Raw genomic sequence first — 26,008 nt, 5'->3', positions numbered from 1 at the left:
GGACTGACCCGCGACGACGAACTCGCCGACGCCTACCGCCAATGGCTTCAGGCCGCTTGACACCTATAGGAGCATCATCGGCGGCGGCCCGGGTCGCTGGGTGAACGGTCAGGGGGAGCAGCGTGCGAGCGCCCCGCAGCTCCGTGCTCTGGGGGGCGCCGTTCCCCTGCGCGCCCTGGCGGGTGCCGTGCCCCTGCGCGCCCTGGCGGGCGCCGAGCAGCTCCGCGCCATGGCGGGCGATCTCGGCGTACGCGGCCGGGCCGACGAGCTCGCGCAGCTCGGCGGCCAGCGAGAGGTACACGGGCTCGGCGCCGACGTGCGCGAGCGGGTTGCCGGTGCAGTACCAGTCCAGGTCGTGGCCGCCCGCGCCCCAGCCGCGCCGGTCGTACTCGGCGATCTGGACCTCGAGGTAGCTCGACCCGTCCGGCCGGGTGACGGTGCGGTAGGTGCGCCGCAGCGGGAGCTGCCAGCACACGTCCGGCTTGGTGTGCAGCCCGTCGATCGCCAGTGCGCCGGCCAGGTGGTGCAGCGCGCAGCCCGACCCGCCGGCGAAGCCACGGTCGTTGAGGAAGACGCAGGCGCCGTCGAGCACCCGGGTCTTGCGCGAACCGTCGTCGTCCACCTCGACCCAGCCCGCGGGCCCCGGCCCGACGGCGGCGCGGCGTTGCCAGGTCGCGTCGGTGAGGCTCTCGACGTGCGCGGCCACCCGGGCCTCGTCGTCGTCGTCGGTGAAATGGGCGCCCAGCGTGCAGCAGCCGTCGTCGGGGCGCTCGGCGTCGATCCCCGCGCACCCCCGGCCGAAGATGCAGGTCCAGGACGAGGTGAGCCAGGTGAGGTCGACGCGGAACATCTGCGCGGCACCCTCGGGCTCGGCGGCGGGGTCCCAGTCCGGATCGGGGAACTCGATCCAGAGCCGCGGGCTGTCGAGCGGCGTCTCACCACGCGGATCGAGCATCGCAGCATCGTACGGCGGGTCCGGGCCCGGTGATTGCGTAGGCTCTTCTGCGAACGCGCTGCGATTGCCCGGCGGCGCACGCAGGGAGGGCAAGGATGACCGACAGCACGCGTGGTACCTGGGGCGCCGAGGACCTGCCGGCGCCGCCCGCGCCCGCTCAGCCGGCTGTGTCGGCGGCGACCGCTGGATCGCCCGCGCCGGCGTCGCGCGCCCGCCGGAGCGCGCCGGGCGTCGAGCCCGACGCCCCCGCCCCGGATCCGGCGAGCAAGGACCACCCGACGCGTCGCCGCAACCTGCTCATCGCCGCCGCCGTCGGCGCCGTCGTGATCGTCGGGCTGGGGATCGCTGCGCTCGCGGGCGCGTTCGACGCGGCCGAGCCGGTGGCGACGCCGTCGGCCAGCACGGTCACGCTGGCCTCGCCGACGCCGACCGTCGCCCCCATCGAGCGCACCCCGACCTCCGCCTTCGCCGACGCGCTGCCGAGCACGGTCCTGGACCTCGCGCTCACCGCGGTCGCGCCGCAGCCGACCCTCGTGGTCGCCGATGCGCTCGAGGGGTACCGGTTCGACTACTCCGACGGTGCGGCGGTCTCCGTCGCCCTCGACGCCGGCCAGTGGGAGTCGCCCGAGGAGGCTGCGGTCGCGTACACCGCCCTCGTCGCAGCTGCGCCCGCCACCGACAGCGGTTCCGTCGAGGTCGGCGGCGCGGCAGTCGGAAGCTGGACGTTCTCGGAAGGTGCCGACGGCGCCGGCTCGGTGACCTGGACGAACGGCACCGCGCTGTTCCAGGCGACCGGACCCGCGCAGACCGTGCGCGACTTCTACCAGGCCTTCCCGCTGTGAGCTCGGCCCCTGACTCCGCGGTGAGCCCCGAGGTGACCGGCGACGCCGGGCGCCTGGTGATCCTCGGTGGCGGGGTCATGGGTGAAGCCATCCTCGCCGGCGTGCTCGCCTCGGGCTGGGGGGCCGACGACGTCGTCGTGACGGAACCCTCGACGGCGCGCGGCGCGGACCTCGCGGCGCGGTACGGAATCCGCTGCGTGGTCGGCAACGCGGCAGCCGTCCGGGATGCCGACACGGTCGTCGTCGCGCTCAAGCCCAAGGACGTCGGCCCGGTGCTGGCGGAGATCGCCGGGTCCCTCGCACCGGCGGCGCTGCTCGTCAGCGTCGCGGCCGGGCTGCCGTGCTCGTTCTACGAGCGCCGGGTGCCCGCGGGCACCGCCGTCGTGCGAGTCATGCCGAACACCCCCGCGGTGATCGGGCGGGGAGCCAGTGCGATCAGCGCCGGCGCCCACGCGACCGAGCAGCACCTCGCGCGCACCGAGCGGATCCTCGCGCGGACGGGACTGGTGGTTCGCGCGGCCGAGAAGGACCTCGACGCGGTCACCGCGATCTCCGGCTCGGGGCCGGCCTACGTCTTCTACGTGGTCGATGCGCTCGCCGAGGCGGGCGTCCTGCTGGGACTGACCCGCGACCGCGCCCGGCAGCTCGCGGTCGCGACCGTCGCCGGCGCTGCTGCGCTGCTCGAGGAGAGCGGCGAGCACCCCGTGATCCTGCGCGAACGGGTCTCGTCCCCGGGCGGCACCACGGTCGCCGCGCTGCGCGAGCTGGACGCGCACGGCGTCCGCGCGGGCTTCCTGGCCGCAGCGGAGGCGGCCCGGGACCGGTCCCGCGAGCTCGCGGCCGAGGCCGACGCCGCCCCCGGCGTGTAGTGGACGTGTCGAGATGACGACGATGAGACTGACGACGACCAGATTGACGACGACGAGAATGACGACGACGCGATGACGACCGAGTACGACGCGCGGCCGAGACCGCCGGCGATGAGTGACGTCGCCCGGGTGGCGGGGGTCTCGCACCAGACGGTCTCGCGGGTGCTGAACGCTCACACGAGCGTGCGCCCGGAGACCCGCGCGCGTGTGCTCGAGGCCATCGCCGAGCTCGGGTACCGGCGCAACATCGCGGCCCGTGCGCTCGTCACCCGCAGGTCGGGGACGATCGGCGTCGTGACCGTGGGGCTGCCGTACTTCGGCCCCTCCTCGACGCTCATCGCGGTCGAGGAGGCGGCGCGCGCGGCCGGCTACTTCGTCAGCATCGCGACGCTGGCGGGCACCGATGCGAGCAGCGTGGACAAGGCCGTCGAGTACTTCCTGGGCCAGGCGGTCGAGGGCATCATCGTGATCGCGCCGCAGGACGACGTCCGCGACGCGCTCGTCCCGTTCGCGAGCCAGATCCCGCTCGTGATGATCGCGTCCGAGCCGAGCCCCGGCTTCTCGCTGCACACGATGAGCGTCGACCAGGAGCTGGGCGCCCGGCTGGCGACCCGTCACCTGCTCGACCTCGGGCACCGCGAGGTGGTGCACGTGGCGGGTCCGCTCGACTGGATCGACGCGCGGGCCCGGGTGGCCGGTTGGCGCGCCGAGCTCGCCGTGGCCGGGGTCGCGCCGGGGGCGCAGATCGCCGCTGACTGGAGCGCCGAGCGTGGGTACGCCGTCGGCCGGAGCCTGGTGCGCGAGGGTGCGCCGACAGCGGTGTTCGCCGCCAACGACCAGCTCGCGCTCGGGCTGCTGCACGCCTTCGCCGAGGGAGGTGTCGCGGTCCCGCAGGACGTCTCGGTGGTCGGCTTCGACGACATCGGTGGGGCGGCGCACTTCCACCCGCCGCTGACCACGGTCCGGCAGGAGTTCGCTGACCTGGGACGACGGTGCCTGGAGCTGCTGGTCGCCGCGATGGAGGGGTTGCCGCTCGACCCGACCCCGATCCCACCGCGGCTCGTGGTCCGCGCGAGCACCGGTCCAGGGAGGGCTTGACACAGTGAATGTGAGCGCTAACATTTAGGGATATGGCCGACGGCGCCCGCCGTCGGTGAACGCGACCTCGCTACGGCGGGGCGACGATCGGGAGCAACACCAATGGCGGTGGAGATGGCGGGACAAGGTCCTCGGAACGTGCCCGTGGATGAGGCCCTCGTTGTCGGGGTCGACTACGGCACCCTTTCCGGTCGGGCGGTCATCGTCCGCGTGCGCGACGGTGCGGAGCTCGGTTCTGCGGTGCACGAGTACCCGCATGCCGTCATGGAGCGTGCGCTGACGGCCGGGCCGGCCGCCGCCGCCGGCTCCCCGATCGCCCTCGCCCCCGACTGGGCGCTCCAGGTCCCGGCCGACTACGTCGACGTGCTGCGCACGGCTGTTCCCGCGGCGATCCGGGCGGCGCAGGACGCGTTCGGGATCGACCCGGCGAACGTGATCGGCATCGGCACCGACTTCACCGCGTGCACCATGGTCGCCACCACGGCCGACGGCACCCCGCTCGCCGAGCTCCCCGAGTTCGCTGACCGGCCGCACGCCTACGTCAAGCTGTGGAAGCACCACTCCGCCCAGCCGCACGCCGACCGGATCACGGCGCTCGCGCTCGAGCGCGGCGAGAGCTGGATCCCGCGGTACGGCGGCCTGATCTCCTCCGAGTGGGAGTTCGCCAAGGGGCTGCAGCTGCTCGAGGAGGACCGCGAGGTCTACGACGCGACCGAGCACTGGGTCGAGGCCGCCGACTGGATCATCTGGCAGCTCTCGGGGCAGTACGTGCGCAACGCGTGCACCGCCGGCTACAAGGGGATCCTGCAGGACGGCGTCTACCCGTCCCGGGACTTCCTCGCAGCCCTCAACCCCGACTTCGCCGACTTCGTGGATGCGAAGGTCGCCCACCCGATCGGCCAGCTCGGCGCACCGGCCGGCACGCTCACGGCTCAGGCCGCGGAGTGGACCGGGCTGCCCGAGGGCATCGCGGTCGCCGTCGGGAACGTCGATGCGCACGTCACCTCACCCGCCGCGAACGCGTGCGAGCCGGGTCAGATGGTCGCGATCATGGGCACGTCCACGTGCCACGTGATGAACGGCCGCGCGCTGCACGAGGTGCCGGGCATGTGCGGCGTCGTCGACGGCGGGATCGTCGAGGGGCTCTGGGGCTACGAGGCCGGCCAGAGCGGTGTCGGGGACATCTTCGGCTGGTTCGTGAACTCCGCGGTGCCGCCGGCGTACGTCGCGGCCGCCGCCGACCGCGGGCTGTCCGTGCACGCCTACCTCACCGAGCTCGCCGCGGCGCAGGAGATCGGCGAGCACGGCCTGGTCGCGCTCGACTGGCACTCCGGCAACCGCTCCGTGCTCGTCGACCACGAGCTCTCGGGCGTCGTCGTCGGCCAGACCCTGCTGACCAAGCCCGAGGACACCTACCGCGCGCTGCTCGAGGCGACCGCGTTCGGGACCCGCACGATCGTCGAGGCGTTCGAGACCTCGGGCGTCCCGGTGACCGAGCTGGTCGTCGCGGGCGGGCTGCTCAAGAACGCGCTGCTCATGCAGATCTACGCCGACGTCACGCGCCTGCCGCTGAGCACGATCGTCTCCGAGCAGGGACCGGCGCTCGGCTCGGCCATCCACGCCGCCGTCGCCGCCGGGGCGTATCCCGACGTGCGCGCCGCGGCCAAGGTCATGGGCCACCGCGTGGTCGCGGCCTACACGCCCATCGAGGCCAACGCGGTGCGGTACGACGCGCTGTTCGCCGAGTACACGCTGCTGCACGACTACTTCGGACGTGGCGCCAACGACGTCATGCACCGGCTCAAGGCCATCCGGCGCGCGGCGATCGGCGGCCGCGCATGAGCGCCGCCGACCAGCGCGGGGGCCTCGCCGCCTACAGCGACGAGGTGCGTGCCGCCGTCGTGCAGGTGCGCGCGATCGTCTCGGCGCTGCATGCCGAGCTGCCGCGCTACGGGCTCGTGGTGTGGACCGCGGGAAACGTGTCGCAGCGCGTGCCGGGCGCCGACCTGTTCGTGATCAAGCCGTCGGGCGTCTCCTACGACGACCTCACGCCGGAGTCCATGGTCGTGTGCGACCTCGACGGCGAGCTCGTCGAGGGGACCCGGGCGCCGTCGTCGGACACCGCGGCCCACGCCTACGTCTACCGCCACCTCGCGCACGTCGGCGGCGTCGTGCACACCCACTCGACGTACGCGACCGCCTGGGCGGCGCGTGGCGAGGAGGTGCCGTGCGTGCTGACGATGATGGCCGACGAGTTCGGCGGACCGGTCCCGATCGGCCCGTTCGCGCTGATCGGGGACGACTCGATCGGCCAGGGGATCGTCGAGACCCTGCGCGAGAGCCGGTCGCCCGCCGTCCTGATGCGCAACCACGGCCCGTTCACGATCGGCAAGGACGCCCGCGCTGCCGTCAAGGCCGCCGTCATGGTCGAGGAGGTGGCCCGCACCGTGCACATCTCGCGCCAGCTCGGTGAGCCGGTCCCGATCCCGCAGGCCGACATCGACTCGCTCTACAACCGCTACCAGAACGTCTACGGCCAGCAGTCCGGCCGCGAAGGAGTCTCATGAGCAAGGCATTTGCCGACCGCGAGGTCTGGTTCCTCACCGGAAGCCAGGACCTCTACGGCGAGGACACCCTGCGCCAGGTCGCCGAGCAGTCCCAGGCGATCGCGCGCGCCATCTCCGAGGCCGACCAGGTCCCGGTCAAGGTCATCTGGAAGCCCGTGCTGAAGAGCTCGGACGCGATCCGGCGGATGGCGCTCGAGGCCAACTCCTCGGACGCCTGCATCGGCGTGATCGCCTGGATGCACACGTTCTCCCCGGCCAAGATGTGGATCGCCGGGCTGGACGCGCTGCGCACGCCGCTGCTGCACCTGCACACGCAGGCCAACGTCGAGCTGCCCTGGGCGACCATCGACATGGACTTCATGAACCTCAACCAGGCCGCCCACGGCGACCGTGAGTTCGGGTACATCCAGTCGCGGCTCGGGGTGGCCCGCAAGACCGTCGTCGGGCACGTCTCGAACCCCGCGGTCACCGCCAAGATCGGCACCTGGGCGCGCGCGGCCGCGGGCTGGTCCGCGACGCACGAGCTCAAGCTCGCCCGGTTCGGCGACAACATGCGCAACGTGGCGGTCACCGAGGGTGACAAGACCGAGGCCGAGCTGCGGTTCGGCGTCTCGGTCAACACCTGGGGCGTGAACGACCTCGTCGAGGCCGTCGACGCGGCCACGGACGCCGAGGTCGGCGCCCTGGTCGACGAGTACGAGGACCTGTACGACGTCGCCGCCGAGCTGCGGGTGGGCGGGGACCGGCACGACTCCCTGCGCTACGGCGCGCGGATCGAGCTCGGCCTGCGGTCGTTCCTCGAGGGCCTCGGCGCGACGGCGTTCACCACCAGCTTCGAGGACCTCGGCGGGCTGCGGCAGCTGCCGGGGCTCGCGGTCCAGCGGCTGATGGCCGACGGCTACGGCTTCGGCGCCGAGGGCGACTGGAAGACGGCCGTGCTGGTGCGGGCGGCCAAGGTCATGGGCACCGGCCTCCCCGGCGGCGCCTCGCTCATGGAGGACTACACCTACAACATGGTGCCCGGCTCCGAGCTCATCCTCGGCGCCCACATGCTCGAGGTCTGCCCGTCGCTGACGACGTCACGTCCGACCCTGGAGGTGCACCCGCTGGGAATCGGTGGCCGCGAGGACCCCGTCCGGCTCGTGTTCGACACGGATGCCGGCCCCGGCGTCGTGGTGGCCATGTCCGACATGCGTGAGCGCTTCCGCCTGACGGCGAACGTCGTCGAGGTCGTGCCGCCGCTCGAGGAGCTGCCGAAGCTCCCCGTGGCGCGCGCGGTGTGGAAGCCCGAGCCGGACTTCGCCACCTCGGCCGAGGCCTGGCTCACGGCCGGCGCCGCGCACCACTCGGTGCTCAGCACCCAGGTCGGGATCGAGGTCTTCGCCGACTTCGCCGACATCGCCCGCACCGAGCTGCTCGTGATCGACGCGGACACCACGTCGCGCGGGTTCGCCCGCGAGATCCGCTGGAACCAGGCCTACTACCGGCTCGCCCAGGGGTTCTGACCGGCACGGCCGCGACCTGACGGACGGAGCGCTGGCTGACGGACGGAACGCTACGTCCTTCGGCTCTCGGCTCCTCGTGACACCGAGGTTCGGTGGGACGGCTGCGCCCTCTTTCGATACCGAAAGGAGGGTGCAGCCCAGCGCCCGGAGGGCGTCGTCTCCGGGCGCTGCCCCGTCGTGCGCGGACGGGCTCAGGCTCGCGAGGACCGAGCGGATGTGATCGGTCACAAAGCGTTATGGTTTCGCAATCAAAAGTGGCCCTGAACAACTTGACGGGCATTCGAAAGATGCCGAAAGTAGGGATGTGCTCAACGAAGAGGCGGTGACTCTCCCCGCAACGGTCCGCCGCGAGCGGATGCTCGAGATGATTACCGACCGCCAGTTCGTTCGGGTCGCCGAGCTGTCCGACGCGTTCGGCATCTCGGACGTGACGGTCCGCGCCGACCTCGACGCCCTCGACCACTCCCAGGTCGTGCGCCGGGTCCGCGGCGGGGCGATGGCCCGGTCGCGCGGGATCCGGCCGGAGCGGTCGTTCGAGGAGTCGTTGACCGCCCAGGCTGCGGAGAAGAAGCTCATCGGCGAGAGCGCCGCGGCGCTGGTCACCTCGGGCATGAGCGTCATCATCGACGTGGGCACCACGACGGCGGCCATCGGTCAGGCGCTCGGCGCCCGCACCGATCTCGAGCAGGTCACCGTGATCACCAACGGACTGAAGGTCGCCCTCGACCTCGAGACCTCGCACAGCGACATCACCGTGATCGTGACCGGCGGGACGCTGCGCCGGCTGCAGCACTCGCTCGTCGACCCGATGGCCACGCTCCTGCTCGAACGCCTGCACGCCGATCTCGCCTTCATCGGGTGCAACGGCGTCGACGTCATCCACGGCGTGACCAACCTCAACCTGCCCGAGACCGAGATCAAGCGCCGGATGATCGCCGCGGCCGAGCGCACGATCGTGGTCGCCGACGGGTCGAAGATCGGGCAGGCCCACCTGATCCGCGTCGCCGACCTGAGCGAGATCGCGAGCGTCCTCACCGGTCCGTCGGCCAGTGCAGGCTCCGTGGCCGAGCTCCGGCGCGCGGGCATCGACGTGATCCAGGTGGAGTAGCGCCGGACACACACACTTCCTGACCTTGGGTACCCCGTGGTCAGGGCACCCCGGGTCGATCTGCCGATCGGCTCGGACCAGGAAGGCACTTCAAGGAGGAAGAATGCGCACCACTAAGTTCGCTGCACTGGCAGCGGGCATGACCCTGACCTTCGCGCTGGCCGCCTGCAGCGGCGGCGGCGCCGGCACGGGCACCGACGACGCGACCGAGGCGGCGGGCGGCGAGCAGATCATCGGCGTCGCGATGCCGACGAAGTCGTCCGAGCGTTGGATCGCGGATGGCAACAACGTCAAGGAGCAGCTCGAGGCGCTCGGCTACACGGTCGACCTCCAGTACGCCGAGGACGACATCCCGACCCAGGTCAACCAGATCGACAACATGATCACCCAGGGCGCCGACGTCCTGATCATCGCGTCGATCGACGGCACGGCGCTCACGAGCCAGCTCGAGGCCGCCAAGGAGGCCGGGATCCCGGTCATCGCCTATGACCGCCTCATCCGCGACACGGAGAACGTCGACTACTACACGACCTTCGACAACTTCGAGGTCGGCGTGCAGCAGGCCACCTCGCTGCTCATGGGCATGGGTCTCGTCGACGACGCCGGTGCGGCCACCGACAAGGCCGGCCCGCTGAACATCGAGCTGTTCGCCGGTTCGCCCGACGACAACAACGCGACGTTCTTCTTCAACGGCGCCATGTCGATCCTCCAGCCGCTGATCGACGACGGCACGCTCGTCGTCAAGAGTGGCCAGACGGACTTCCAGACGGTTGCCACGCTGCGTTGGGACCCGGCCACGGCCCAGGCCCGCATGGAGAACCTGCTCACGGGTACCTACTCCAGCGGCGACAAGGTCGACGGCGTGCTCTCGCCGTACGACGGCCTGTCCATCGGCATCCTCGGCGCGCTCAAGGGTGCCGGTTACGGCACGACCGACCAGCCGTACCCGACCGTGACCGGTCAGGACGCTGAGGCCGGTTCGGTCAAGTCGATCATCGCCGGCGAGCAGTACGCGACCATCTACAAGGACACCCGCGAGCTCGCGAAGGTGACCGTGGCGATGACCGACGCACTGCTGCAGGGCGACGACCCCGAGGTCAACGACACCGAGACGTACGACAACGGCGTCAAGGTCGTCCCGTCCTACCTGCTCAAGTCGCAGATCGTGACCGTGGACAACTACAAAGAGGTCCTGGTCGACGGCGGCTACTACACCGAAGCCGACCTGGCCTGAGCTAGGCACTTCTCCCGCCGGTACCACCCGGCAACCGGTGCCCTGCGGACGAGAGATCCTCTCGTCCGCAGGGCACCGCCCCCCGACGACTGGACAAGGACGGTGCGTCCCATGGACGACAACATCTTGGAGATGCGCAGTATCACCAAGACGTTCCCGGGCGTGAAGGCACTGCAGGACGTCACTCTGAAGGTCAAGCGTGGAGAGATCCACGCGATCTGCGGGGAGAACGGCGCCGGCAAGTCCACGCTCATGAAGGTGCTGTCGGGGGTCTACCCGCACGGCACGTACGACGGTGACATCGTGTACGACAACGAGGTCGTGGAGTTCGGTGACATCAAGTCCTCTGAGGACAAAGGGATCGTCATCATCCACCAGGAGCTCGCGCTCAGCCCGTACCTGTCGATCGCCGAGAACATCTTCCTCGGCAACGAGCAGGCCACCCGCGGCATGATCGACTGGAACAAGACCAACTCCGAGGCGGCAAAGCTGCTCGCGCGGGTCGGTCTGGCCGAGAACCCGATCACCAAGGTCGCCGACATCGGCGTGGGCAAGCAGCAGCTCGTCGAGATCGCCAAGGCCCTGTCCAAGCGGGTCAAGCTGCTCATCCTCGACGAGCCGACGTCGGCCCTGAACGACGCCGACTCCGAGCACCTGCTCGACCTCCTGCGCCACCTCAAGGGCCAGGGCATCACGTCGATCATGATCTCCCACAAGCTGAACGAGATCGAGGAGATCGCCGACTCCACGACGATCATCCGCGACGGCAAGACGATCGAGACCCTCGACATGAAGGCCGACTCCGTCACCGAGGACCGGATCATCCGTGGCATGGTCGGCCGCGACCTGGAGAGCCGGTTCCCGGACCACACGCCGAACATCGGCGCGGAGGTGCTGCGGATCGAGGACTGGACGGTTCACCACCCGATCCAGCACGAGCGCGTCGTGGTGCGCGGTGCGAACCTCACGGTGCGCCGCGGCGAGATCGTCGGGCTCGCGGGCCTGATGGGCGCCGGTCGCACCGAGCTCGCGATGAGCGTGTTCGGCCACTCCTACGGCACCGGGATCACCGGCCGGCTGTTCATGGACGGCAAGGAGATCCACGCTCGCACCGTCCACGACGCGATCAAGCACGGGATCGCGTACGCGACGGAGGACCGCAAGAAGTACGGCCTCAACCTCATCGAGGACATCAAGCGCAACATCTCGGTGGCCTCGCTCAGCAAGATCTCCGAGCGCGGCTGGGTGAACGACAACGAAGAGGTCAAGGTCGCCGAGGAGTACCGGGCGAGCATGAACATCAAGGCTCCTGGCGTCACCGCGGTCACCGGCAAGCTCTCGGGCGGGAACCAGCAGAAGGTCGTCCTGAGCAAGTGGATCTACGCCGACCCCGAGGTTCTCATTCTCGACGAGCCGACGCGCGGTATCGACGTCGGCGCCAAGTATGAGATCTACACGATCATCAACCGCCTGGCCGACGCCGGGAAGGCCGTGCTGGTGATCTCCTCCGAGCTGCCCGAGCTGCTGGGCATCTGCGACCGTATCTACGCGCTTTCCGCTGGCCGGATCACCGGTGAGGTCCCGCGCGCGGAGGCGACCCAGGAACTCCTCATGCAGTACATGACAAAGGTAAAGGACTGATCGCCCATGGCTGCCCTCGACTCGGTGAAGACGGCTCTCACCAAGAACATCCGCCAGAGCGGTATCTATATCGCGTTCGTTCTGATCATCGCGCTGTTCGCAGTGCTGACCGACGGCACCCTGCTGACGGCGCAGAACATCACGAACATCGTCGTGCAGAACTCCTACATCCTCATTCTGGCGATCGGCATGGTCATCGTGATCATCGCCGGGCACATTGACCTCTCGGTCGGTTCGGTGGTCGCCTTCACCGGCGCCGTCGCGGGCGTGCTCATCGTCCGCATGGACCTGCCCTGGTGGATCGGGGTGATCGGCGCACTCGTCGTCGGCGCACTGGTCGGGGCCTGGCAGGGCTACTGGGTGGCGTTCGTCGGGATTCCGGCGTTCATCGTCACGCTGGCCGGCATGCTCATCTTCCGCGGCGCCACCATGGTGACCCTCGGGAACACGCAGATCTCCCCGTTCCCGGACACCTTCCGGAACATCGCCTCGGGCTTCCTCAACGGGGTCCTCGGTGGTGACGGCTACGACCTGTTCACGCTCGTGGTCGCGGCCGCCGGAGTCGCGGCGTTCGCGTTCTCGCAGTTCCGCGAGCGCCGGGCGCGTCAGCGCTACCAGCAGGACGTCGCCGGCATGCCGGCCTTCATCGCCAAGATCGCCGCGGTCGCCCTGGTCGCGATGGCCTTCGCCTGGCAGCTCGCGCACTACAAGGGCCTGCCGGTCGTCCTGCTGGTCCTCGGCGTGCTCGTGGTCGTCTACTCGGCCGTCACCAAGCGGAGCGTCTTCGGGCGCCACGTCTACGCCATCGGTGGCAACCTCAACGCCGCGACGCTCTCGGGCATCAAGGTCAAGTGGGTCAACTTCTGGATCTTCGTCAACATGGGCGTCATGGCCGCTGTCGCGGGCATCGTGTTCACGGCCCGGCTCAACCTGGCCAACCCCAAGGCGGGCCAGAACTTCGAGCTCGACGCGATCGCCGCGTGCTTCATCGGTGGGGCGGCCGTCACCGGCGGCGTCGGCACCGTGGTCGGCGCGATCGTCGGTGGTCTGATCATGGGTGTCATGAACAACGGCATGAGCCTGCTCGGCATCGGCATCGACTACCAGCAGGCAATCAAGGGCCTCGTGCTGCTGGGTGCCGTCGCGTTCGACGTCTACAACAAGCGGCGCGCGGGCGTCTCTCGCTGACCGTTTGACGCAGTGCCAGAAAGGCCCGCACCGCTTCGGCGGTGCGGGCCTTTCTGACGCCGCGGAAGGGGCTACGAGGTCACCGGTCGACATCGGCGTGGTGCGCCTGGCCTTCGTGGTCCTCTAACGAGGCGGCGCGCGTCAGGGGCGGGCGGCGAACCGCTCGAGCAGCTCGGCGTGGCCGGAGACGATCAGCAGGTCGTTCGCGGAGATCCGGGTGGTGGGCTCGGCGTAGACGAAGTCCTGACCGGGGCTCTTCACCCCGATGACGGTCACGCCGTACCGCTCGAGGATCTTGGTCTCGGCGATGGTGAAGCCCTGGGTCTCGCGCGGCGGGCGCATCTTCACGATCGTGAAGCCGTCCTCCACCTCGATGTAGTCGAGCATCTTGCCCGACACGAGGTGGGCCACCCGCGTCCCGGCATCGGACTCGGGCAGCACCACGTGGTGCGCGCCGATCCGCTGCAGGATGCGGGCGTGCTCGTGGGAGATCGCCTTCGCCCAGATCTGGGGTGCCCCCAGGTCGACGAGGTTGGCCGTGATCAGCACGCTCGCCTCGAGATACGACCCGACCCCGACGACGGCGACGCTGAAGTCGCGCGCACCGAGCTGGATCAGCGCCTCCGGATTGGCGGCGTCGGCCTCGACGAGCGGGATCCGGCCGGCCCACTGGGCGACCAGCTCGGGCGACTTCTCGACGGCCAGGACGTCCTGGCCGAGCGCCTCGAGGGTGGTCGCGAGGGCGGAACCGAACCGGCCCAGGCCGATGACCAGGACCCCCGCGTCCTTGCGTGCCTTGGGCTCTTTCGGGGCTCTGGTGCCCCATGGGTTCTCAGCCAATGATCGGCCTCTCTTCTGGTAGCCGGATCACGCGACGGCGACTGCGCAGGGCGAGCGCCGCAGCAAAGGTCATCGTGCCAGTTCGGCCGATGAACATCATGAACACGAGGACGTACTTCCCCGTGTCGGGCAGGTCTGCCGTCACCCCGGTGGACAGCCCGCAGGTGGCGAACGCCGAGATCACCTCGAACAGGACCACGTCCAACGTCCAGTCGGTCACGGCCAGGAGGACGAGGCACGCGGCGAGGATGAAGGTCGCACTCACGAGGGACACCGCGATGGCCACCTGCAGCGCCTCGCGGGGGATCCGCCGTCCGAAGGCCTCCACGTCCTTGTCCCCGCGGGCCTCGGCAAGGATGGCGAGCAGCATGACGGCAAGCGTGGTGACCTTGATGCCGCCCGCGGTGGAGGCGCTGCCGCCCCCGACGAACATCAGCGCGTCGTTGAGCAGCCAGGTGCTCTGGTGCATGTCGTTGATGTCGACCGTCGAGAAGCCGCCCGAGCGGGGCATGACGCCCGCGAACAGCGAGGCGAGGATCGTGCCCGGCCAGTCCAGCGGGGCGAACGTCTTGACGTTGTTCCACTCGAAGGCCGCGACGAGGACGGTGCCGAACGCGACCAGGGAGCCGCTCGCTACGAGCGTGAGCTTGGAGTGCAGGTTCCACCGTCGCGGCGAGCGGACCCGGCGCATGACGTCGAGGATCACCGGGAAGCCGAGCGATCCGACGAACACGCCGATGATGATCGGCAGCAGGATCAGCCAGTCCGAGCCGTACGGCGTCAGCCCGTAGGCGGTCGGGATGAACCCCGCGTTGTTGAAGGCCGAGATCGCGTAGAACACGCCGTGCCAGGTCGCCTGACCCCAGCTCTCGTCGAGGGCATGGAACCGCGGGATCAGGACCAGGGCGATCGCGACCTCGAACAGCGTCGAGGTGACGATGACGACGCGGACGAGCGAACCGACCTCGCCGAGCCGCGTCATCTTCGTCTCCGACGAGACCAGCAGTCGCTGGGTCAGGCCGATCCGGCGCGACACCGCCATCCCGAGCAGCGAGGCCAGGGTCATCACCCCGAGCCCGCCGACCTTGATCGCCACGAGGATCACGACCTGGCCCGCAGCGGACCAGTAGGTCCCGGTCGGGACGGTGACCAGCCCGGTGACGCACACGGCCGACGTCGCGGTGAACAGCGCGTCGACGAACGGGGCGCGCTCGCCGCTGGCGGTCGCGAACGAGGTCGACAGCAGCGCGGTGAAGACCGCGATGACACTGCCGAACACCCCGAGGGCGAGCCGGGCGGGTGACTGCCGGGCCAGGCGGTCGACGAACTCACGCATGGACCTGGCGGTCCCGGGAAGCCCCTGACGCATCGCACCTCCCGGTCGGCGAATGTCGTGACCGCTCACTCTGGCACGTCCCAGGGACGGGTCGGCCGAGGCCGGGCGCGAATCGGGCGGCACCTGTTCCACCGCACACCCCAGGAGGCCGGGTTACCGTGTGGCGCATGGCCGAATCGGTGCACATCGTCTGGTCTCCCGCCCTGCTCGGGTACGACTTCGGCCAGGGGCACCCGATGTCGCCCGCGCGCCTCAAGCTGACGATGGATCTGGCGGGCGCACTGGGGCTCCTCGAAGCTCCGGGTGTCGAGGTGGTCGGCGTCGAGCCGGCCACCGACGCCGAGCTGCTCACCGTGCACGCCGCGACCTACGTGGCGGCCGTCCGCGCGGCGTCGGACCACGGGGTGGCGGACTGGGCCCACGGCCTCGGCACCGAGGACGACCCGGTGTTCCCCGGCATGCACGAGGCGGCGGCGCGGGTCGTGGCGGGCAGCCTCGCGGGCGCCAACGCGGTGTGGTCAGGGGACGCCGTGCATGCCGTGAACATCACCGGGGGGATGCACCACGCGATGCCCGAGAGCGCCTCCGGCTTCTGCGTCTACAACGACGCCGCGGTCGCCATCCGACGGCTGCTCGCGGACGGCGCTCGCCGGGTCGCGTACGTCGACGTCGACGCTCATCACGGTGACGGGGTCGAGCACATCTTCTGGGACGACCCGCGGGTGCTGACGGTCTCGGTCCATGAGAGCGGCCGCAGTCTCTTCCCGGGTACCGGCCACGCGGCGGAGGTCGGTGGCGACGGCGCCGAGGGCACCGCCGTGAACCTCGCGCTGCCGGCCGGGACGGGCGACGCCGGTTGGCTGCGGGCGATCGACGCCGTCGTGCCGGCCGTGCTGCGCGGCTTCGCCCCGGACGTGATCGTGAGCCAGCACGGCTGCGACACGCACGCCGCCGACCCGATCGCCAACCTCCGGGTGAGCATCGACGCGCAGCGCCACGTCGCCGGGCTGGTGCACGATCTGGCGCACGAGGTGGCCGATGGGCGCTGGCTGGCGCTCGGCGGTGGGGGATACGCCGTCATCGACGTCGTGCCGCGCGCCTGGAGCCAGCTGATCGCCATCGCGGGCCACGTCGATCTCGACCCGGCGACCGCGCTGCCTGACGCCTGGCGGCAGGACGTCATCGCCCGGTGGGGGCGCACCCCGCCGGAGCGGATGACCGACGGCGCGAGCGGCGCGTTTCGGGAGTGGGGTCACGGCTACGACCCGGCGGACGACGTGGACCGGGCGATCCGGGCGACCCGGGACGCCGTGTTCCCGCACCTCGGCCTGGACCCCAACCACGACTGAGGGGCCACCGTTCACTGCTGTCCCACCGTTCACTCGGTTCGCCCCTACCCCACGCGCCCCACCAGGCCCTAGGGTGATCATGCGTGCCTGTGAAGTGGGCGCGACGGTCAGGGGCCAGCAGGCTCAGTCGAGGAAGCGGTGCGGGATGTCCAGCGATCAACCACGTGCGCGGTACCTCACCGTCGCCGAGGTCGCCGAGGTCATGCGCGTGTCCAAGATGACCGTCTACCGGTTGGTCCACTCGGGTGAGATGCCTGCGGTGCGCGTGGGACGGTCGTTCCGGGTCCCGCAGGACGCGCTCGACCAGTACCTCGCGACCTCCTACATCGAGGCGGATCGGCTCACGTCCTGAGGATCAGGTACGGTTCGCCGGGCCGACGCGGTCGCATGCCGTGAGCGGCACCCGCTAGAATGATCTCGGACTTTCCCGTGCGTGGGCTATTGCGTCCGCACAACTCGGGCGTTCCAGCCAGCACCAGTCGAACATTGTGAGGATCCATGGGCTCCGTCATCAAGAAGCGTCGCAAGCGCATGGCGAAAAAGAAGCATCGCAAACTGCTTCGCAAGACGCGCCACCAGCGCCGCAACAAGAAGTGACCTCAGGGCCCGGCAGAGATGCCGGGCCCGAGTTCGTCCTGGCTGCCGGACACGTGCTTTACAACGTTGTAGGGTCGGGAGCACGGAGGCAGTCGCTCCGCAGGGGCAGGGGTTTTCGATGACGTGGCTGGCAGGAGGATAGAGGGACCGTGTCCGCGACGATGCAGGACGTGGCCCAGCTCGCCGGCGTCTCGGTCAAGACCGTCTCGAACGTCGTCAACGGCTACCCGTACATCCGGCCGGCCACGCGGGCCCGGGTCGAAGAAGCGATCGTCGAGCTCGGCTACCGGCTCAACGTCTCCGCTCGCAACCTCCGCCAGGGGCGCACCGGGATGATCGGCCTGGCCGTCCCCGAGCTGAGCCAGCCCTACTTCGCCGAGCTCGCCGACCTGGTGATCCAGGCGGGCGAGGACGCCGGCGTGACCGTGCTGATCGAGCAGACCGGAGCCCAGCGCGTCCGCGAGCTCGAGGTGCTGCACGGCGAGCGCCGCCAGATGACCGACGGGCTGATCTTCAGCCCACTGGCGCTGGGGGAGGAGGACCGCACCGAGTTCGCCGTGCACTACCCGCTCGTGCTGCTGGGCGAGCGGATCTTCCGCGGCCCCGCGGACCACGTCACGATGGCCAACGTCGAGGCGGCCTACGCGGCGACCCGTCGGCTGATCGAGCTCGGCCGTCGCCGCATCGCCGTGATCGGCGCCCATCCGGGCGAGACCGTGGGGTCGGCCGGTCTGCGGGTGGTGGGGTACGAGCGGGCGCTCACCGAGGCGGGCCTCCCGCTGGACCCGGCGCTCATGGGGCCGGTGGTCGCATGGCACCGGTCGACCGGCGCCGATGCCATGGAGCGTCTCCTGGCCGCCGGCACCCCGATCGACGCCGTGTTCGCGCTCAACGATGCGATGGCCCTCGGTGCGCTGCGGGCCCTGTCGGCTCGCGGCGTCCGGGTTCCCCAGGACGTCGCGGTGATCGGCTTCGACGACGTCGACGACGCGCGCTACTCGTCGCCGTCGCTCTCGACCGTGGCGCCCGGGCGGCTGCAGATCGCACGCACCGCCGTGGAGCTGTTGATGGCACGGATCGCCGACCCGGCCCCGGGCCGGCCGTTCGTCGAGGTCGTCGCCGACTTCGAGATCATCGAACGCGAGTCGACCGGGAGCGCGGTCGCGGCGTCGACCTGACCCAGATCGTGACCAATCTGTGACATTGAGGCCTTGACGGCTTCTCGATCGTTCTACATCGTTGTAGTACATCGATGTAGATGGCAATCACGACTCGAAGGCCGGCGACCGGTGGGTCACCGTGACGAATCAAGGAGGATTCGCGAGATGAAGCTCAAGACACATGGTGGGCACCCCAATCGCGTCATGACCGCGGCGCTCTGGCTCGGACTGGGGGCGATCACCCTCAGCGCGTGCAGCGGTGGTTCGGACGCTGCCGACGGGACCGCGGACCCCGCGGCCGGCGGCAGCGACGGCACCTGCACCAACACCGTCGTCAACCCCGACGCCGAGCAGGTGACCGTGTGGGCCTGGTACCCGGCGTTCGAGGGGGTCGTGGACCTGTTCAACAACTCGCACGACGACATCCAGATCTGCTGGTCGAACGCCGGCCAGGGCAACGACGAGTACACGAAGTTCAGCACCACGATCGAGGCGAAGAGCGGCGCGCCGGACGTCATCATGCTGGAGACCGAGGTGCTGCCGAGCTTCATCATCCGCGACGCGCTCGCGGACCTGACGCCTTACGGCGCGGCCGACGTCGAGAGCAGCTACGCACCGGGCGTCTGGGCGGACCACTCGAGCGGGGACGGCGTCTACGCGATCCCGGTCGACGGCGGTCCGATGGGGATGCTCTACCGCGCGGACGTGTTCGAGGCGGCCGGGATCATGACCCCGCCCACCACCTGGGACGAGTTCGCCGCGGCCGCCCAGCAGCTGCGCGACTCCGGCAGCACCGCGCTGATGACCGACTTCCCGACCAACGGGCGCGCGTTCAACCAGGCGCTGTTCGCCCAGGCCGGCTCCGAGCCGTACGTGTTCGGCGACACCGACTCGACCGAGGTCGCCATCGACCTCAACGACGACGGCACCAAGAAGGTCCTGAACTACTGGTACGACCTGATCGACAAGGGCCTGGTCGGCACGGACGACGCGTTCACGACCGACTACAACACCAAGCTCGTCGACGGCACCTATGCCGTGTACCTCGCCGCCGCGTGGGGGCCGGGCTACCTCTCCGGCCTCGCGGGCGCCGACGACACCGCCGTCTGGCGTGCCGCGCCGATGCCGCAGTGGGACGCGGCCAGCCCCGTGCAGGTGAACTGGGGCGGCTCGGCGTTCGCCGTGACCAGCCAGGCGAAGAACCCCGAGGCCGCGGCCACCGTCGCCAAGGAGGTCTTCGGCACGGAGGAGGCCTGGAAGATCGGGATCGAAGAGGGTGCGCTGTACCCGCTCTGGAAGCCGATCGCCGAGTCGGAGTACTTCACCGCGCTCGAGTACCCGTTCTTCGGCGGGCAGAAGATCAACGAGGACGTCTTCCTCGACGCGGCGGCCGGCTACGAGGGCTTCACGTTCTCGCCGTTCCAGAACTTCGCGTACGACCAGCTCACCGAGGAGCTGTTCGCTGCGGTCCAGGGGGAGAAGTCGCCGGAGCAGGCGGCCGATGACCTTCAGGGGCAGGTCGTCGACTACGCGACCAGCCAGGGCTTCACGGTCAAGTAGCTCGCAGGTCCCGGGCGGGGCGACGTCGTAGGCCCCGCCCGGGCCGCCTCACCAAGGAGTCCTCATGACCCAGCTCGCCACGGTGCCCACAGGGGTACCCGCCCCGACGAACGCGCGGCCGCGGCCGACGCGGACCGGGGGGATCGACCGGGCGCGGCAGCGCCACGGATGGCTGTTCGTCGCCCCGTTCACGCTCGTGTTCATCACCTTCCTCATCGTCCCGCTCGGGTACGCCTTCTGGATGAGCCTGCACACCAAGACCCTCGCGGCCGGTGAGCACTTCAGCGGGTTCGAGAACTACACCAGGGCGTTCACGGACCCGGAGTTCCTGCACGGGGTCGCGTTCGTGCTGCGGTTCTCGCTCGTGCTCATCCCGATCCAGATGCTGGTCTCGCTCGCGGCCGCCCTGGTGCTCGACAACCTCTCGAGCCGCCTGTCGAAGTTCTCCCGGCTGATGATCTTCGTGCCGTACGCCATCCCCGTCGTGATCGGCGCGATGATGTGGGGCTTCCTGTACAGCCCCCGGTTCGGACCGATCGGGGAGATCTTCGGGATGTTCGGCATCGATGCGCCGTTCATGCTGAGCCCGGACAACGTCTTCGCCGGGCTGCTCAACGTCGTCGTCTGGCAGTGGGCCGGCTACTACATGATCATCATCTACGCCGCGCTCCGGGGGATCGACACGTCGGTCTACGAGGCCGCGCGGATGGACGGCGCGAACGGCTGGCAGATCGCGCTGCGGATCAAGGTCCCCATGATCTCCTCCGCGCTCGTGCTCATCTTCGTGTTCGCGATCATCGGCACGCTGCAGTTCTTCACCGAGCCGCAGATCCTGCGCTCGGTGGCGGCCGGATCCATCGATGCGTCGTTCACACCGAACATCTACGCGTACACCCTCGCGTTCTCGTACTCCCAGTTCAACTACGCGTCCGCGATCTCCTTCGCGCTCGGCGTCGTGGTGTTCATCGGGTCGTACGTCTTCCTCTTCCTGTCGCGCAAGCGGAACGGACTCAGCTGATGTCGGCACCCACGCTCACCCGCGAACCCGGCGCCCGCCGCCGCGGGGTCACGCAGCGGCGCAACCTGGGCTCGCACACGTTCCTGGTGCTGCTGGTGCTCTACTTCGCGCTGCCGCTGTGGTGGCTCATCGTCGCGAGCACCAAGAACATCAACGGGTTGTTCACCGGCACAGGTGGACCGCTGTGGTTCGACTCCGAGTTCGACCTGGTCGCCAACGTCCGCCAGCTCTTCAGCCAGAACGGCGGCATCTACTGGCGCTGGCTGGGCAACTCGTTCCTGTACGCCATCGTCGGCGGGGTCGGCGCGACGGTGCTGTCGGTGCTGGCCGGGTACGGCTTCGCGAAGTACCGGTTCCGTGGCCGCAACCTGTACTTCGCGGTGCTGCTCGGCTCGGTCATGGTCCCGCTGACGGCCCTGGTGATCCCGACGTTCGTCCTGCTCAGCGACATGGGGCTGACGAACACGATCTGGGCGGTGATCCTGCCGTCGCTGCTCAGCCCGTTCGGCGTGTACCTCATGCGGGTGTACGCCCAGGACGCGGTGCCCGACGAGCTCCTCGACGCCGCGAGGGTCGACGGCGCGGGCGACTTCAAGACGTTCGTCAGCGTCGCGCTGCCGCTGCTGCGGCCGGCGATCGTCACCGTGCTGCTGCTCTCGACGGTGGCGACCTGGAACAACTACTTCCTGCCGCTCGCCGTGCTCTCGGACACCAAGCTGCTGCCGGTGACCGTGGGCCTCGGCCAGTGGCAGGCCCAGTCGACCTCCGGCGCTGCCGGTTCGCAGCTGTGGAACCTCGTCATCACCGGCGCCCTGATCTCGATCATCCCGCTGGTGGTCTCGTTCCTCTCGCTGCAGAAGTACTGGCAGGGGGGCCTGAGCCTCGGCAGTCTCAAGTGAGCCGCCGACCCGCGCCACCCGCTCGTCCGAACGTCTGAACGTCTGAACGTCTGAACTCGTCACGCGTCCCTGTTGGAGGACACCCCCATGCTCACGGCTTCACTCACCCTCGACCCGGCGTTCACCGTCTCCCCGGTCCGCCGCCGGACCTTCGGCTCGTTCCTCGAGCACCTGGGTCGCTGCGTCTACACCGGCATCCACGACCCGGCGCACCCGACCGCCGACGCCGACGGATTCCGCGCCGACGTCGTCGACCTCACGCGTGAGCTCGGTGTGTCGACGGTGCGGTACCCCGGCGGGAACTTCGTCTCGGGGTACCGGTGGGAGGACGGCATCGGTCCGGTGGACGAGCGCCCCGCGCGGCTCGACCTCGCCTGGCACAGCACGGAGCCGAACACCGTCGGGGTGGACGAGTTCATGCGGTGGGCGCGCACGGCGGGCGTCGAGCCGATGATGGCGGTCAACCTCGGCACCCGTGGGGTGCAGGAGGCGCTCGACCTGCTCGAGTACTGCAACATCGAGTCGGGCACGCACTTCTCCGATCTCCGGCGGGCGAACGGGACCGAGCGGCCGCACAACGTGCGGATGTGGTGCCTGGGCAACGAGATGGACGGTCCGTGGCAGACCGGCCACAAGACGGCGCACGAGTACGGCCGGCTCGCGGCGGAGACGGCGCGGGCGATGCGGATGGTCGACCCCGACCTCGAGCTGGTGGCGTGCGGCAGCTCGAGCTCGGCGATGCCCACGTTCGGCACGTGGGAGGCCACGGTGCTCGCGGAGGCCTACGAGCAGGTCGACTACGTGTCGGCGCACGCCTACTACTTCGAGGAGGACGGGGACCTGGCGAGCTTCCTCGGCTCCGCGATCGACATGGACCGCTTCATCGAGGACGTCGTCGCGACGGCCGACGCGGTGCGCGCAGCCAAGAAGCTCACCAAGCGCATCCACATCTCGTTCGACGAGTGGAACGTCTGGTACCTGCACGCCACGGCGTCCAAGCCGCCGACGGACACCTGGCCGATCGCGCCGGTGCTGCTCGAGGACCACTACAACGTGGCCGACGCCGTCGTGGTCGGGAACCTGCTGATCTCGCTGCTCCGGCACTCCGACCGGGTCCGCTCGGCGAGCCTGGCGCAGCTGGTGAACGTGATCGCGCCGATCATGACCGAGCCGGGCGGGCGGATCTGGAAGCAGACGACGTTCCACCCGTTCGCGCTCACCTCCCGCTACGCGGTGGGGGACGTGCTCCGCGTGGAGCTCACCTCGCCGGTCGCCCCGACCGCCAAGTTCGGGGACACCCCGCTGGTCGACGCGGTCGCCACCCGGGACGCCGAGACCGGGGCGGTCGCGGTGTTCGCGGTCAACCGCTCGGTCACCGAGCCGCTCGACCTGGAGATCGACCTGCGGGCGTTCGGGGCGATCGAGCTCGTCGAGTGCGTGACGCTCGCGAACCCGGACCCCCACGCCCGGGCCACGATCGACGACGACGGCTCCCTGGTCCCGATCGAGAACCCGGACACCAAGCGCGAGGGGGACACGCTCCGCATCACCCTCCCCCCGGTGAGCTGGACGATGGCCCGCCTGGCCCCCTGAACCCGGCTCGCCCGGGTGCCCCCGCCACGGCCGGGGCACCCGGCGGGGGAGTCAGCCGCGCAGGGAGCGGCGGATCGAGCGCAGCACCAGGCCCGCGGCCCAGGCCAGGCCGGCCCAGCTGGCCGTCTTGATGCCACGCTTGGCGGCCCGACGTCGACCGCGGAACTCGCGGATGGGCCAACCCGCGCCCAGGGCGTGCCGGCGCAGACGCCCGTCGGGGTTGATGGCGCACGGGTTGCCGACCGTCGACAGGATCGGCAGGTCGTTGATCGAGTCGCCGTAGGCGTAGGACTGCGCCAGGTCGAGGCCCTCGCGCTCGGCCAGCGTGCGGACGGCGCTCGCCTTCGCCTCACCGTGCAGCATGTCGCCCACGAGCCGACCGGTGTAGAAGCCGTCCTTGTGCTCGGCCACGGTGCCCAGGCAGCCGGTGGCGCCCAGGCGCCGGGCGATCAGGTTGCCGATCTCGACGGGGGTCGCGGTGACGAGCCAGACCTGCCGGCCGGCCGCGAGGTGGTCGTCGAGCAGCTGGAGGGTGCCGGGGAAGATCCGGAGCTCGAGGACCTGGTCGTAGACCTCCTCGCCGATCGCCACGACCTCCGCGACGGAGTGCCCGGTCATGATGCTCAGCGCCCGGGACCGGACCTCGTCGATCTGCCCGCGGTCCTCGCCCAGCAGCTGGTAGCGCGCGTTGTGCAGGGAGGCGCGCACGATGTCCCGGTACCGGAAGAACCCGCGCCGGTGCAGCCCGACGGCGAGGTGGAACGCGCTCGCGCCGCGGATGATCGTGTTGTCCACGTCGAAGAACGCCGCTGCGGTGCGGGCTCCGGCCGCGGCAGGCCCGACGGCGGTCGCACCCACGGCGATCGCACCGACCGGTGTGAGCGGGTCGTGGGCGGGGTCCGTGACAGCGACCGGCACGGCGTCGGGGCCGGAGACGGGCGTGCCGGGTTCGGCGTTCGAGAGCTCGGGCACCTGACCACTCTAACGACGACGCCTAAGGTTGCGTCATGGGCGATGGTGTGGTGCGGGTGGTGCTCTACGTTCGCGCCGGGTGCCACCTGTGCGAGGCCGCGCGCGAGGTCGTGTCCACGGCGGCGGCGGCGGCCGGCACCCCGTGGGTCGAGATCGACGTCGACGCCGCGGCGGCCGACGACGGCGGCGCCCTCCAGCGGGCGTACGGCGAGGAGGTCCCGGTCGTGGTCGTCGACGGCGTCACGCGCGGGTTCTGGCGCATCGACGCGCAACGGCTGGCGAAGGCGTTGCGGGAGCCCAGATGAGCGTCGTGGTCCCGGGCGGGCCGCGCCGGGTCCCGCGCGCCACGGTCGGACGGCTGCCGGTGTACCTGCGGGCGCTCGCGGCGCTCGCCGACCAAGGAGTGGCCGTGACGTCGTCGCGCACGCTGGCGGCGGCGGCGGGGGTCGGCTCGGCCCAGCTGCGCAAGGACCTGTCCTACCTCCCGGCCCACGGCACCCCCGGGGTGGGCTATGACGTCGCGAGCCTTCGGCAGCAGCTCACGGGAGCGCTGGGGCTGACGTGTCAGCGGCGGGTGGTGATCGTCGGCGTCGGGCACCTGGGGCACGCGCTGGCCAGCTACTCGGGCTTCGCGGGGACGGATTTCGTGGTCGTCGGCCTGGTGGACGCTGATCCGCGCGTGGTCGCGACGACCGTGGCGGGGCTGGAGGTCCAGCCGTTCGAGCGGCTCGCGCAGGTGGTCAAGGAGAACGGGGCGACCATCGCGGTGATCGCCACCCCGCAGGCGGTGGCGCAGGAGGTGTGCGACGTCGTCGTCGCCGCCGGGGTGACCGGCGTGCTGAACTTCGCGCCGCGCGCGCTGCGGGTGCCGCCGGCGGTCGACCTGCGGGTCGTCGACCTCGGTTCCGAGCTGCAGATCCTGGCGTTCCACGACCGGCGCCGATCCGACCTCAGCGGCTGAGGCCCGCGGGCCGACCGACAGCAGTGGGGCGCCCCGCTACCGGGACGCCCCACTGGTGGTGCCGAGCTGCGACTGACCGAGGTGGTCAGGCCTGCTTGATGGCCGAGAGGTCGAGGGCGATCTTGACCTTGTCGCCGACCAGGACGCCGCCGGCCTCGAGGGCCGCGTTCCAGGTCAGGCCGAAGTCCTTGCGGGAGATCTCGGTGCTGGCGGAGAAGCCGGCGCGGAGGTTGCCCCACGGGTCGACGGCCGTGCCGGTGAACTCGGTGGCGAGGGTGACCGGGCGGGTCACGCCGTGGATCGTCAGGTCGCCGGCGACGACGGCCTCGGCACCGGAACCGGTGACGGACGTGGACACGAAGGTCCAGGTCGGGAAGTTCTCGACGTCGAAGAAGTCGGCGCCCTTGAGGTGCCCGTCGCGGTTCTCGTCCCGGGTGTCGATCGTCGAGGCGTCGAGCGTGGCGGTGACGGCAGACGCGCTCAGGTCCGCGCCGATGGTGATGGTGGCCTCGGTGATCGCGACGAAGCCGCGGACCTTCGAGATGCCCGCGTGGCGGACCGTGAAGCCGGCCTCGCTGTGCGAGACGTCGGCAACCCAGGCGCCGGCGGTGAGTTCGGTGGGGAGCGTGGTGACGGACATGTGGATCTCCTTGGGTGCGGTTCGTGTGACGGCTGGTCGGTGGGGCTGTCCGAGCCGATGCTTGAACTCGCAACTA

At 70.3% G+C, this 26,008-nt stretch carries 25 protein-coding genes; 20 read left to right on the top strand and 5 right to left on the bottom strand.

What is annotated here, in order from left to right; translation table 11 throughout:
* Window positions 1–955: DUF3109 family protein (locus tag EUA98_RS15645; RefSeq protein WP_242511591.1), on the bottom strand; the 955-nt coding region annotated here is incomplete at its 3' end.
* 95 nt (window positions 956–1,050) lie between these two features.
* On the opposite strand from EUA98_RS15645, the gene EUA98_RS15640 reads away from it, so the two are divergent.
* The 10 genes from EUA98_RS15640 to mmsB all read left to right on the top strand — a co-directional run bounded on the left by EUA98_RS15640 (window position 1,051) and on the right by mmsB (window position 13,007).
* Complete coding sequence (locus EUA98_RS15640) at window positions 1,051–1,797, top strand: hypothetical protein (protein WP_130103621.1); 747 nt, start codon at window positions 1,051–1,053, stop codon at window positions 1,795–1,797.
* A complete protein-coding gene (gene proC / locus EUA98_RS15635) occupies window positions 1,794–2,666 on the top strand; it encodes a pyrroline-5-carboxylate reductase (RefSeq protein WP_242511590.1) in 873 nt (290 codons plus the stop codon). The genes EUA98_RS15640 and proC overlap by 4 nt, the downstream gene beginning before the upstream one ends.
* A 111-nt stretch (window positions 2,667–2,777) precedes the next feature.
* Window positions 2,778–3,764, top strand: coding sequence for a LacI family DNA-binding transcriptional regulator (locus EUA98_RS15630; RefSeq protein ID WP_130103620.1), 987 nt, complete (start codon window positions 2,778–2,780; stop codon window positions 3,762–3,764).
* A 114-nt stretch (window positions 3,765–3,878) separates the two neighbouring features.
* Window positions 3,879–5,606, top strand: coding sequence for a ribulokinase (gene araB / locus EUA98_RS15625; RefSeq protein ID WP_130103626.1), 1,728 nt, complete (start codon window positions 3,879–3,881; stop codon window positions 5,604–5,606).
* The gene (locus tag EUA98_RS15620; RefSeq protein ID WP_130103619.1) at window positions 5,603–6,331 is read left to right on the top strand and encodes an L-ribulose-5-phosphate 4-epimerase; all 729 of its coding nucleotides are present in this window, start codon (window positions 5,603–5,605) and stop codon (window positions 6,329–6,331) included. Before araB ends, EUA98_RS15620 begins: the two co-directional genes overlap by 4 nt.
* Window positions 6,328–7,836, top strand: coding sequence for an L-arabinose isomerase (gene araA, locus EUA98_RS15615; protein WP_130103618.1), 1,509 nt, complete (start codon window positions 6,328–6,330; stop codon window positions 7,834–7,836). The genes EUA98_RS15620 and araA overlap by 4 nt, the downstream gene beginning before the upstream one ends.
* Before the next feature lie 322 nt (window positions 7,837–8,158).
* Entirely contained in the window at window positions 8,159–8,944 is a 786-nt protein-coding gene (locus tag EUA98_RS15610; RefSeq protein WP_242511588.1) for a DeoR/GlpR family DNA-binding transcription regulator, read from the top strand.
* 103 nt (window positions 8,945–9,047) lie between these two features.
* Window positions 9,048–10,178: a multiple monosaccharide ABC transporter substrate-binding protein gene (gene chvE, locus EUA98_RS15605; protein ID WP_130103617.1), complete on the top strand. Its 1,131-nt coding sequence runs from the start codon at window positions 9,048–9,050 to the stop codon at window positions 10,176–10,178.
* Between the two features lie 111 nt (window positions 10,179–10,289).
* Window positions 10,290–11,819 carry a multiple monosaccharide ABC transporter ATP-binding protein gene (gene mmsA / locus EUA98_RS15600; protein ID WP_130103616.1) on the top strand — a complete coding sequence of 510 codons (1,530 nt, stop codon included), beginning with the start codon at window positions 10,290–10,292 and terminating at the stop codon, window positions 11,817–11,819.
* A gap of 6 nt (window positions 11,820–11,825) precedes the next feature.
* A complete protein-coding gene (gene mmsB, locus EUA98_RS15595; protein WP_130103615.1) occupies window positions 11,826–13,007 on the top strand; it encodes a multiple monosaccharide ABC transporter permease in 1,182 nt (393 codons plus the stop codon).
* Window positions 13,008–13,148: 141 nt separating this feature from the next.
* Here mmsB and EUA98_RS15590 read toward each other — a convergent pair whose 3' ends face one another.
* Together EUA98_RS15590 and EUA98_RS15585 are read right to left on the bottom strand one after the other, a co-directional pair.
* Window positions 13,149–13,847, bottom strand: coding sequence for a potassium channel family protein (locus EUA98_RS15590; RefSeq protein ID WP_130103614.1), 699 nt, complete (start codon window positions 13,845–13,847; stop codon window positions 13,149–13,151).
* Window positions 13,840–15,183 (bottom strand): TrkH family potassium uptake protein, encoded by a 1,344-nt coding sequence (locus tag EUA98_RS15585; protein ID WP_242511587.1) that lies wholly within the window; start codon window positions 15,181–15,183, stop codon window positions 13,840–13,842. Before EUA98_RS15585 ends, EUA98_RS15590 begins: the two co-directional genes overlap by 8 nt.
* Window positions 15,184–15,350: 167 nt before the next feature.
* Between EUA98_RS15585 and EUA98_RS15580 the strand changes: the two genes are divergently transcribed.
* The 8 genes from EUA98_RS15580 (at window position 15,351) to arfA (ending at window position 23,359) form a co-directional block, all read left to right on the top strand.
* Entirely contained in the window at window positions 15,351–16,532 is a 1,182-nt protein-coding gene (locus EUA98_RS15580) for an acetoin utilization protein AcuC (protein ID WP_130103612.1), read from the top strand.
* Window positions 16,533–16,677: 145 nt separating this feature from the next.
* Window positions 16,678–16,884: a helix-turn-helix domain-containing protein gene (locus tag EUA98_RS15575; RefSeq protein ID WP_130103611.1), complete on the top strand. Its 207-nt coding sequence runs from the start codon at window positions 16,678–16,680 to the stop codon at window positions 16,882–16,884.
* A gap of 146 nt (window positions 16,885–17,030) precedes the next feature.
* Window positions 17,031–17,129, top strand: a complete 99-nt coding sequence (locus EUA98_RS15570; protein ID WP_003792170.1) for a 30S ribosomal protein bS22 — start codon at window positions 17,031–17,033, stop codon at window positions 17,127–17,129.
* Between the two features lie 149 nt (window positions 17,130–17,278).
* Window positions 17,279–18,307: a LacI family DNA-binding transcriptional regulator gene (locus EUA98_RS15565; protein WP_242511585.1), complete on the top strand. Its 1,029-nt coding sequence runs from the start codon at window positions 17,279–17,281 to the stop codon at window positions 18,305–18,307.
* A 147-nt stretch (window positions 18,308–18,454) separates the two neighbouring features.
* Window positions 18,455–19,849, top strand: coding sequence for an ABC transporter substrate-binding protein (locus tag EUA98_RS15560; RefSeq protein WP_130103610.1), 1,395 nt, complete (start codon window positions 18,455–18,457; stop codon window positions 19,847–19,849).
* Window positions 19,850–19,913: 64 nt separating this feature from the next.
* Entirely contained in the window at window positions 19,914–20,867 is a 954-nt protein-coding gene (locus EUA98_RS15555) for a carbohydrate ABC transporter permease (protein WP_130103609.1), read from the top strand.
* A complete protein-coding gene (locus EUA98_RS15550; RefSeq protein ID WP_130103608.1) occupies window positions 20,867–21,766 on the top strand; it encodes a carbohydrate ABC transporter permease in 900 nt (299 codons plus the stop codon). The genes EUA98_RS15555 and EUA98_RS15550 overlap by 1 nt, the downstream gene beginning before the upstream one ends.
* An 87-nt stretch (window positions 21,767–21,853) precedes the next feature.
* Window positions 21,854–23,359, top strand: coding sequence for an arabinosylfuranosidase ArfA (arfA, locus tag EUA98_RS15545; RefSeq protein ID WP_130103607.1), 1,506 nt, complete (start codon window positions 21,854–21,856; stop codon window positions 23,357–23,359).
* Between the two features lie 51 nt (window positions 23,360–23,410).
* Here arfA and EUA98_RS15540 read toward each other — a convergent pair whose 3' ends face one another.
* On the bottom strand, window positions 23,411–24,217 hold the full coding sequence (locus tag EUA98_RS15540) for an HAD family hydrolase (protein ID WP_165372853.1): 807 nt from the start codon (window positions 24,215–24,217) through the stop codon (window positions 23,411–23,413).
* 149 nt (window positions 24,218–24,366) lie between these two features.
* Between EUA98_RS15540 and EUA98_RS15535 the strand changes: the two genes are divergently transcribed.
* Together EUA98_RS15535 and EUA98_RS15530 are read left to right on the top strand one after the other, a co-directional pair.
* Entirely contained in the window at window positions 24,367–24,636 is a 270-nt protein-coding gene (locus EUA98_RS15535; RefSeq protein WP_130103606.1) for a glutaredoxin family protein, read from the top strand.
* On the top strand, window positions 24,633–25,292 hold the full coding sequence (locus EUA98_RS15530) for a redox-sensing transcriptional repressor Rex (RefSeq protein WP_130103605.1): 660 nt from the start codon (window positions 24,633–24,635) through the stop codon (window positions 25,290–25,292). The genes EUA98_RS15535 and EUA98_RS15530 overlap by 4 nt, the downstream gene beginning before the upstream one ends.
* Window positions 25,293–25,377: 85 nt before the next feature.
* Here the strand turns inward: EUA98_RS15530 and EUA98_RS15525 are convergent, their stop codons facing one another.
* A complete protein-coding gene (locus EUA98_RS15525) occupies window positions 25,378–25,932 on the bottom strand; it encodes a YceI family protein (RefSeq protein ID WP_130103604.1) in 555 nt (184 codons plus the stop codon).
* Between the last annotated feature and the right edge of the window lie 76 nt (window positions 25,933–26,008).

This window comes from Pengzhenrongella frigida (genome assembly GCF_004168625.1).
GTDB lineage: Bacteria > Actinomycetota > Actinomycetes > Actinomycetales > Cellulomonadaceae > Pengzhenrongella > Pengzhenrongella frigida.
The sequence above is the reverse complement of the archived record's forward strand: the minus strand, read 5'-3'. Positions and strand labels throughout refer to the sequence as shown.

Excerpts from the sequence above, each read along its gene's own strand:
- EUA98_RS15640 (WP_130103621.1), top strand. The coding sequence starts at position 1,051 with ATGACCGACAGCACGCGTGGTACCTGGGGCGCCGAGGACCTGCCGGCG.
- EUA98_RS15630 (WP_130103620.1), top strand. The coding sequence starts at position 2,778 with ATGAGTGACGTCGCCCGGGTGGCGGGGGTCTCGCACCAGACGGTCTCG.
- araB (WP_130103626.1), top strand. The coding sequence starts at position 3,879 with ATGGCGGGACAAGGTCCTCGGAACGTGCCCGTGGATGAGGCCCTCGTT.
- EUA98_RS15620 (WP_130103619.1), top strand. The coding sequence starts at position 5,603 with ATGAGCGCCGCCGACCAGCGCGGGGGCCTCGCCGCCTACAGCGACGAG.
- araA (WP_130103618.1), top strand. The coding sequence starts at position 6,328 with ATGAGCAAGGCATTTGCCGACCGCGAGGTCTGGTTCCTCACCGGAAGC.
- chvE (WP_130103617.1), top strand. The coding sequence starts at position 9,048 with ATGCGCACCACTAAGTTCGCTGCACTGGCAGCGGGCATGACCCTGACC.
- mmsA (WP_130103616.1), top strand. The coding sequence starts at position 10,290 with ATGGACGACAACATCTTGGAGATGCGCAGTATCACCAAGACGTTCCCG.
- mmsB (WP_130103615.1), top strand. The coding sequence starts at position 11,826 with ATGGCTGCCCTCGACTCGGTGAAGACGGCTCTCACCAAGAACATCCGC.
- EUA98_RS15585 (WP_242511587.1), bottom strand. The coding sequence starts at position 15,183 with ATGCGTGAGTTCGTCGACCGCCTGGCCCGGCAGTCACCCGCCCGGCTC.
- EUA98_RS15580 (WP_130103612.1), top strand. The coding sequence starts at position 15,351 with ATGGCCGAATCGGTGCACATCGTCTGGTCTCCCGCCCTGCTCGGGTAC.
- EUA98_RS15575 (WP_130103611.1), top strand. The coding sequence starts at position 16,678 with ATGTCCAGCGATCAACCACGTGCGCGGTACCTCACCGTCGCCGAGGTC.
- EUA98_RS15570 (WP_003792170.1), top strand. The coding sequence starts at position 17,031 with ATGGGCTCCGTCATCAAGAAGCGTCGCAAGCGCATGGCGAAAAAGAAG.
- EUA98_RS15560 (WP_130103610.1), top strand. The coding sequence starts at position 18,455 with ATGAAGCTCAAGACACATGGTGGGCACCCCAATCGCGTCATGACCGCG.
- EUA98_RS15555 (WP_130103609.1), top strand. The coding sequence starts at position 19,914 with ATGACCCAGCTCGCCACGGTGCCCACAGGGGTACCCGCCCCGACGAAC.
- EUA98_RS15550 (WP_130103608.1), top strand. The coding sequence starts at position 20,867 with ATGTCGGCACCCACGCTCACCCGCGAACCCGGCGCCCGCCGCCGCGGG.
- arfA (WP_130103607.1), top strand. The coding sequence starts at position 21,854 with ATGCTCACGGCTTCACTCACCCTCGACCCGGCGTTCACCGTCTCCCCG.
- EUA98_RS15535 (WP_130103606.1), top strand. The coding sequence starts at position 24,367 with ATGGGCGATGGTGTGGTGCGGGTGGTGCTCTACGTTCGCGCCGGGTGC.
- EUA98_RS15530 (WP_130103605.1), top strand. The coding sequence starts at position 24,633 with ATGAGCGTCGTGGTCCCGGGCGGGCCGCGCCGGGTCCCGCGCGCCACG.
- EUA98_RS15525 (WP_130103604.1), bottom strand. The coding sequence starts at position 25,932 with ATGTCCGTCACCACGCTCCCCACCGAACTCACCGCCGGCGCCTGGGTT.